This window comes from Streptomyces sp. PKA51 (assembly GCF_057552455.1).
On sequence record NZ_BAAJPZ010000045.1, the window covers coordinates 1 to 7247 of the forward strand.

General features: G+C 69.6%; 6 protein-coding genes and 1 pseudogene. All 7 read left to right on the forward strand.

Annotated elements, in window-relative coordinates:
* A partial coding sequence (locus tag AC27L3_RS29395) for a Hint domain-containing protein (protein WP_487237098.1) occupies positions 1-1660 on the forward strand: 1660 nt, incomplete at its 5' end.
* Positions 1661-2188: a hypothetical protein gene (locus tag AC27L3_RS29400; protein WP_487237099.1), complete on the forward strand. Its 528-nt coding sequence runs from the start codon at positions 1661-1663 to the stop codon at positions 2186-2188. It abuts the gene before it with no gap.
* A 286-nt stretch (positions 2189-2474) separates the two neighbouring features.
* A complete protein-coding gene (locus AC27L3_RS29405; RefSeq protein ID WP_487237100.1) occupies positions 2475-4049 on the forward strand; it encodes an AbfB domain-containing protein in 1575 nt (524 codons plus the stop codon).
* Positions 4050-4099: 50 nt separating this feature from the next.
* Positions 4100-4654, forward strand: coding sequence for an RICIN domain-containing protein (locus tag AC27L3_RS29410; RefSeq protein ID WP_487237101.1), 555 nt, complete (start codon positions 4100-4102; stop codon positions 4652-4654).
* Between the two features lie 126 nt (positions 4655-4780).
* Complete coding sequence (locus AC27L3_RS29415; protein ID WP_487237102.1) at positions 4781-5320, forward strand: RICIN domain-containing protein; 540 nt, start codon at positions 4781-4783, stop codon at positions 5318-5320.
* Positions 5321-5328: 8 nt separating this feature from the next.
* The gene (locus AC27L3_RS29420) at positions 5329-6444 is read left to right on the forward strand and encodes an ALF repeat-containing protein (RefSeq protein WP_487237103.1); all 1116 of its coding nucleotides are present in this window, start codon (positions 5329-5331) and stop codon (positions 6442-6444) included.
* A 155-nt stretch (positions 6445-6599) separates the two neighbouring features.
* A pseudogene (locus tag AC27L3_RS29425) lies at positions 6600-7247 on the forward strand (hypothetical protein); the annotation flags it as partial.

Below are 7247 nucleotides of genomic sequence, written 5' to 3' on the forward strand. Positions count from 1 at the left end.
AGCCGCCCGCGCCAACCAGGCCGACGCCCAAGCACAGGAAGACGCGGGTCTCGCCCGCAAGGCCGCCAACCAGGCCTACGCCGACGCAGCCGCCGCCCGCCAAGCCGCCAACGACGCGGAGGCGGAAGCCGCCCGCGCCCGCAGCGCCGCAGCCCAGGCCGACAACGAGGCCGCCGCGGCCGACAGCGCCGCCGGCCGCGCCGAGAACGACGCCAGCGTCGCCCAGAGCGCCGCGGCCCAGGCCGAGAAGGACGCCGCCGCCGCGACCAAGCTCGCCGAATCCGCCGAAACCCACGCCAAGTCCGCCGAAGAGGCCGCCAAGAACGCCAACAAGTACGCCAACGAGGCGGACGCGGCGGCGAAGAAGGCCGAGGAGTACCAGCGCGAGCAGGAGCGCAAGGCGCGCGAGGACGCCGTCAAGAACGACGGCAAGAGCGGTGGCCCGGAGCTGACCTGGCAGGAGGAGCAGGCGCTCGAAGAGGCCGGCATGACTCCGGAGGAGTACGAGCAGGCCCGCAAGCTCGCCGACAAGGACATCGCGGACTTCCTCATCGAGAACGGCGGCCAGATCCTGGTCGACCTGCTCTTCGAGGACATCAAGAAGTGCTTCACCGAGGGTGACGTCGAGTCCTGCTTCTGGGCCGTGATCGGCAACCTTCCCTGGGGCAAGGCCGCACAGGTCTTCAAGAAGTTCCCGGAGATCACGAAGGCGATCGGCCGGATCGTCGGCGGCATCGACAAGTTCCTGGAGGAGTCCGCCGCCGCCAAGAAGCTGATCAAGAAGGGTCAGGAGGTCCTCGAGAAGCTCCGCAAGTCCCCCGTGGCCTGTCTGCTGGAGGACAACAGCTTCACGCCGGACACGCCGGTCCTCATGGCCGACGGGACGCGCAAGCCGATCAAGGACATGCGGATCGGGAACCGCGTCCTGGCCACCGATCCGCAGACCGGTGTCACCGGGGCGCGGCGCGTCGACGACGTGATCACGCGCGAGGGCCGCAAGGACCTGGTCGAGATCACCGTCGACACCGACGGCGCGGCCGGGCACGGCACCGGCAAGGTGACCGCCACTGCGAACCACCCGATCTGGGTGGAGAGTCGCCACAGCTGGCAGGACGCCGCGCAGGTGCACCCCGGCGACCGGCTGCGCACGCCCGGCGGCGACCTGCGCGAGGTGCTGCGCACCCGTGCCTGGACCGAGACCCGCCAGGTCTTCAACCTCACCGTCGACGACCTGCACACGTACTACGTCGCCGCGGGCTCCGCGCCGGTCCTGGTGCACAACGCCAAGGCCAAGAAGTGCAACTTCCAGATCGACCACGTCGGTCAGGTCGACCAGGACTGGGTGACGAAGGGCGCCCACGTCAACATGAAGGACGGCATGGAGGTGGCGCTCAAGCCGGACGGCAAGGGCGGCATCACCGGCGAGGCCATCCGACTGAAGAAGGGCACCGCCACCCAGAAGCAGGTGGACGCCGTCGTCGACATGCTCAAGTCGAACAAGAAGCTGCGCGAGGACCTGATTAGGGTGACGAAGGGTGCCAAGGAGGTGTTCGAGTCGAGCGCCAAGGCCATGAAGGAGGGCCGCAACCCGCAGTGGCGCTTCAGCAACGACCGGACCGAGGAACTGCAGAAGCTGATCGAGGCATTGGAGAGCATGTAGATGCCTGACGTGGATTTCTACGCGCACGTCGCCACGCGCGGCGAGGTGCTCGGGGCCGGCATCGGCTCCGGGCCCGCCGAGTGGGAGGCGGCGCTGGGGCCGGATCACCTCGACGACCGCTCGCAAGGGCTGCTGCGCCGGGACTACGGGCTCGTGGAGCTCTCCTTCCGCCAGGAGGGGGACGTGTGGCCGTGCTTCGCGGTGAGCGTGCAGGTGCACCGTCTGCTGCAGGGCGGTACGAACGTGCCGCAGCCGCTGCAGGACGCCTACGGCCCGTTCGCCGGCCGGTTGCGGTTCGACGAGCTGAGCGCCGCGATCGCCGGCCTCGGCCACGGCGTGGAGCCGGACGACGACGGGACGGCCACGGACGTGCGCCGGTACCGCGTCTCCGGGTCCGGCGCGAGGATCCACGTCGTCGCCGACGTCGACCCGTACGGCTACGGCGACGTCGACCCGGACGACCCCACCGAACCGAGGGTGGGCGACGTGCGCTCCATCGGTTTCTCCCCGGACTGGTGGTCCGCGTAGGAACCGGCTGATCGGACGCGTACGGATGCGGCGGGCACTCCCACGAGTGCCCGCCGCTTCCGCTTTCCCGGGCCCTATCCCTTCTGCCGTCGCGACAGCAATGGGCGCATGAGGGTCATTCTGCTCGAACTAGACCCCCACGGCATGCTCGCCACAAGACACACCTACCTTGATCATATACCACTCGTCCGGTTTGACTCTTATCCGGTGACTCTTCAAGACTTCGCCTTCACCTCCCCTTTACTTACAGGGGCCACACGGGACGAAGAGGGCTAGTCGAACCAGCATGAAGAGAGTCACCACCTCCGCGCGCGTGCGCAGTGCCGTCACCCGAGGCGTCATCACCACCACTGCTCTGGCCGCCATTGCCGGTGTCGCCGCGCCGGGCATCGCGGTTGCCAAGCCGGGTGACGCCGCGGTCGCATCCAGCGCCATTGGCACCGATGAGAAGCAGCGCGTTTCCGCAGCGTCCGTCGTCGGCCTCGACGCCACGTGGGACGTCCTGCAGCGCAGCGACCTGGACTTCATCCAGGAGCTGTGGCGCAAGGCCCGGGAGGGCGGCGAGAAGTACGAGGCGGTGCGCATGGCCGCCGAGGAGGCCATGCTCAGCTCCAGCCCGGAGGACCACGTCCGGTTCATCGTCGCCGGCATCCACGAGGCATACGAGACGGACAAGAAGCGCGAGCAGGAGCGCGAGGCCTCCGTCCGTGCCGACCGCCTCGCGAAGTCCCAGGCGCTGATCGCGGTGGGTATCCCCGTCAGCCCCGACCTGCTGTCTCTCAGTGACGACAATTTCGTCCGCGCGGTGATGAAGCACGAGGCTTCCGGACCGGAGGTCCAAAAGGCTGCGCAGACCGCTCTGGCCGGTGACACGGCCGCTTGGCGCGAGTTCATCACCAACGGTGCCCGTGAAGCCCACCAGCGCGACGTGACCAACGAGCTCAAGGAGCTCGAGCAGAAGAACCGCGAGGAGGCCCAGCGCCGCCAGGAGCTGGCAGCCCGCAAGAGCACGGCGGCGCTGTTCAACATCACGCCGTCCGAGGCCATGCTCAGCCTCGGCGACGACAACTTCATCCGCGAACTGCTGCGCCAGGCCGTCGCGGCCAACGGGCCCGAGCTCTACGCCGCGGCCCAGAAGGCCGTGCTGAGCGCCAACCCGGCGGACTGGAAGGCCTTCATCCACACCGGCGCCGAGCAGGCCTACAAGCTCGACGACGACAATCGCCGCAAGAAGATAGCCCAGGCCAACCGGGGCCGTGCCCTGCAGATCCAGGCAGCAGCCGAGAAGACCGGCATGAATCCCTGGCTCGTGGCCGCGGCCAAGAAGGCTCTGGCCGGCAGTGACGAGGACGTGGCCGACTTCCTCAAGGACGACAGCCAGTACCGGGCCGGGCGCCAGTCCCTGCAGCCGGCCACCGGCAAGCAGGCCGGCCTCTTCGTCCGTCAGTCCACCGTGGACGGCGGCGAGACCTTCATCGCGCCGGTCAGCGCCAAGGGCAAGCAGACCGACCGCGAGGACGCCACCTGGGTCATCGTTCCCTCTCTGGCCCTCCAGCCCGGTTGCTACTCATTCGAGTCGGCCGGCAAGCGCGGCTACTACCTCACGCTGAAGGACCTGCGGGTCGTGATGGCCGCCCACGACGGCAGCGCCGACTCCGCCAAGGCCGCCACATGGTGCGCCCGCAAGGGCCTCACCGGTTCCGGCACGTCCTTCGAGTCGGGCAGCCAGTCCGGCCGATGGCTGCGGCAGTTCCGGGGCGACCTCTACGCGGCGGACAAGAGCAACAAGAACCGCTTCGACGACGACAAGGGCTTCGCGCCCGACGCGACCTGGAAGATCTCCAACCCGCTGGCGCCCTGACCCGCCTCGCCCAGTTCACCCCGCCGCAGACCCACAGAACGGAAATCCCGATGTCTCGGATCATCCGAGCCGCCCTGGCCGGCGCTGCCAGTGTCGCCGCCCTGGCCTCCACCGTCGCCCCCGCCCAGGCCGCCGGCGAGCCCTCCACTCCCCACAGCTCCACCGCCACGGCCGTGAAGCTGCAGGTCGAGAGCAGTGGCCAGTGCCTCACGATCGCGAAGGGCACCCTCCGCAACGGCGGCAACGTCGTCCAGTCGAAGTGCGCCGACGACCTGGACTATCAGATCTTCGACCTCGTACCCGTCGACTCGGCCTCCTTCGAGCTCCGGCCCCGCCACAGCGCCAAGTGCGTCGAGGTGGACAACGCCGGCAGCCAGCCCGGCACCAACGTCCAGCAGTGGTGGTGCGGCGACGTTCCCCAGCAGCGCTGGCGGCTGAACCTCATGGACCTCGTCAAAGAGACGTACGAGCTCCGGCCCATGCACAACACGGACCGCTGCCTGGACATCACCAACGCCAGCATGGAGGACGGCGCCAACGCGCAGCTCTGGTACTGCAATTCCAGCAGTCCTCAGCGCTGGAAGCTCCTGCCGGTCAAGGACTGATCTCCTCCGCAGTGTCCGCCGAGCCGATGCGCCCCGGGCGGGCGATCGGTCCGGCACTGCGCTCTCCCTCCCTTCGTGCCCGGCGCGCCGGGCGCCCAAGAACTTTTGAGAAGAACGGACCCCACGATGTCTCGGATCACCCGGGCCGCGCTGGCCATCGGCGCCGGTGTCACCGTACTGGCCGGCACTGCGACCGCCGCCCACGCGGAAACCGTCCCCGCTCCCCGGCCGGAAATGGTCGTCCAGCTGCAGGCCGCCCACAGCGGCAAGTGCCTGGACATCGACCACGCCAAGACCGACAACGGCGTGAAGGCGCAGCAGTGGACCTGCAACGGGACCATTGCCCAGCAGTGGCGCGTGGTTCCCGCCGCCGACTCCTCGTTCGAGGTGCGGTCCGTCGCAAGCGGCAAGTGCCTCGAGGTGGAGAACAGCGGCACCCAGGTCGGCGCCAACGTCCAGCAGTGGGCGTGCAGCGGCGGCAAGCAGATGCGCTGGCGCATCACCCTCGTGGACCACAGCAAGAAGCTGTACCAGCTGCGCGCCCAGCACACCGAGGACCGCTGCCTGGACATCGACCACGCCAAGGCGGACAACGGCGTACGCGCCCAGACGTGGTACTGCAACCAGAGCGACGCCCAGCTGTGGCAGCTCGTTCCGGTCCAGTGAGGCCCGGAATGAAGCGTCACTGGTGGGTCGCCCAGGCGACGACGGTCGCCCTGCTCGCCGGCGGGGGCGTCCTGGCGGCGGGAGTGGCACCGGCATGGGCTGACACCGTCTCCGCCACTGCGCCGGCTTCGTTCGCGGCGGACCAGCCGGTCGACCAGGCCTCGGCTCTGAAGGCCGCCGCCGCGGAGAGCGCACGCAACTACGTTCACTCGATCGCCACCTCGAAGCTGCCCGCCGAGCTGCGCGTCTCCGCATGGAACGCGCTGCGCAGCTCCCGTGGCGACGAGGCGATCGCCGAGTGGATCGCTCCGGGCGGCGGTTACGCGTACGCCAAGCAGCGCCTGAAGGACTCCCGTACGCAGAACCGGAGCTTCTGCGAGCGGGTCGTCGCCACGCACCCCGCGGAGTTCTCCCCCGCCGTACGCGCGGCGGCCGAGCGTGCCCTGAAGGGCACGGACGCCGACCGCGCCGCCTTCGTCAGGACTGGCTACGCCGAGGCCCAGAAGCGCGACCGGGCCGCCCGCGAGGCCGACGCCCAGCACAAGCTGGAGGTCGCGGCCAAGGACCGGGCCTTCGTGCAGTCGATTGCCGAGCACGACCCGGGTGAGCAGGTGCGGGTGGCGGCGCAGTGGGCGCTGCGGCCGGGTGCCGCGGACGCGGACGTCGCGGAGTTCTACGGCTACGGCTGGAGCACCGGCGGATCCCTGGACCTGGAGGCGTACCGACTGCGTGTCACCGATGCCGAAACGGTCCGCCGGGCCTCGCTGCAGCAGCTGATCGCCAAGGCGACGGCCGCCGAGGCGGCCGTCAAGGACGCCGCTGACGCCGCCAAGGCCCGGGCCGAGGCGGAGGCCGCGTGGAAGGCCGTTTCCGAGCACGCCGGTGCGGCGCAGAAGGCGTGGCTGGCAGAGCAGGCGGCCGCGGCCGCTCAGGCGGAGAACTGGCGGAACATCGCCACCACCGCCAAGGAGTCGGCCGACGCGCTCTGGAAGAACATCGCCGACCCGGCCACCGCCAACCAGACCTCCTGGACCGAGGAACAGTCCGAAGCTGCCAAGTCGGCCGGCTTCTGGAAGGACATGTTCGACCGGGCCCGGGAAGCGGAGAGCCGCGTGAAGGGCTGATCGCAACGATCGGCGTGGGTGTCCGGCCGGCCTGACCTGCCGGCCGGACGCCTTCCTTTGCCTCTTTCCCATCCTCCCTGCCCCGGATCGCGGTGACGCGACTCCTGGGGCAGGGCTGTTTTCTGTTTCCATAACCGAGGGGGATTCATCCCGTGATGGGTAGATTCCGGCCAAGAGCCGGAAGACTACGCGGTCGCGCGACCGCGGCAGCGTCGGGGACCCTGTCCGCGGCGCTCGTCCTGGCGATCCTGGGCGGCACGACGGCCCAGGCCACCGCCGCCACGAGCGCCCGCGCCGAACAGGCCACGTACGCACAGACCCTGGCGGCGCTGGACAAGCTCGCCGCCGCACTGCCGAAGTCGGGCAGTGCGGCGGCCGCGGCTCCGCAGTCCGAACTGGACAAGCTCAGCGCCGAACGCGACCGGCAGCTGGTCCAGGACTACGCGGATCTCGACGACGAGGAAGAAGTCCGCGAAGCCGCGAAGAAGGCGCTGGAGAGCAGCGACCCGGGTGCGATCAAGGCGTTCCTGGAGCACGGCGAGGCCGAGGCCCGCCAGCGCGCCAAGGACAAGCGCGACGGCGTCGACGTCGAGAACCGCAAGAAGATCGAGGCGATGCGCGGCACCGGCGGCCCGGTGTTCAACGCCGAGGTCGAGCGCGTGCTGAAGTCCGACGCGAAGGCGCGGGCGGACTTCCTCGCCTACGGCGCGGACATCGCCCGCGCGCAGGACAAGAAGAACGAGCAGAACGCCAAGGACCGCGCAGCAGAGCTGCGCAAGCGCGTCGAGATGCTCGCCAACTCG

Excerpts from the sequence above, each read along its gene's own strand:
- AC27L3_RS29400 (WP_487237099.1), top strand. The coding sequence starts at position 1,661 with ATGCCTGACGTGGATTTCTACGCGCACGTCGCCACGCGCGGCGAGGTG.
- AC27L3_RS29415 (WP_487237102.1), top strand. The coding sequence starts at position 4,781 with ATGTCTCGGATCACCCGGGCCGCGCTGGCCATCGGCGCCGGTGTCACC.
- AC27L3_RS29405 (WP_487237100.1), top strand. The coding sequence starts at position 2,475 with ATGAAGAGAGTCACCACCTCCGCGCGCGTGCGCAGTGCCGTCACCCGA.
- AC27L3_RS29410 (WP_487237101.1), top strand. The coding sequence starts at position 4,100 with ATGTCTCGGATCATCCGAGCCGCCCTGGCCGGCGCTGCCAGTGTCGCC.
- AC27L3_RS29420 (WP_487237103.1), top strand. The coding sequence starts at position 5,329 with ATGAAGCGTCACTGGTGGGTCGCCCAGGCGACGACGGTCGCCCTGCTC.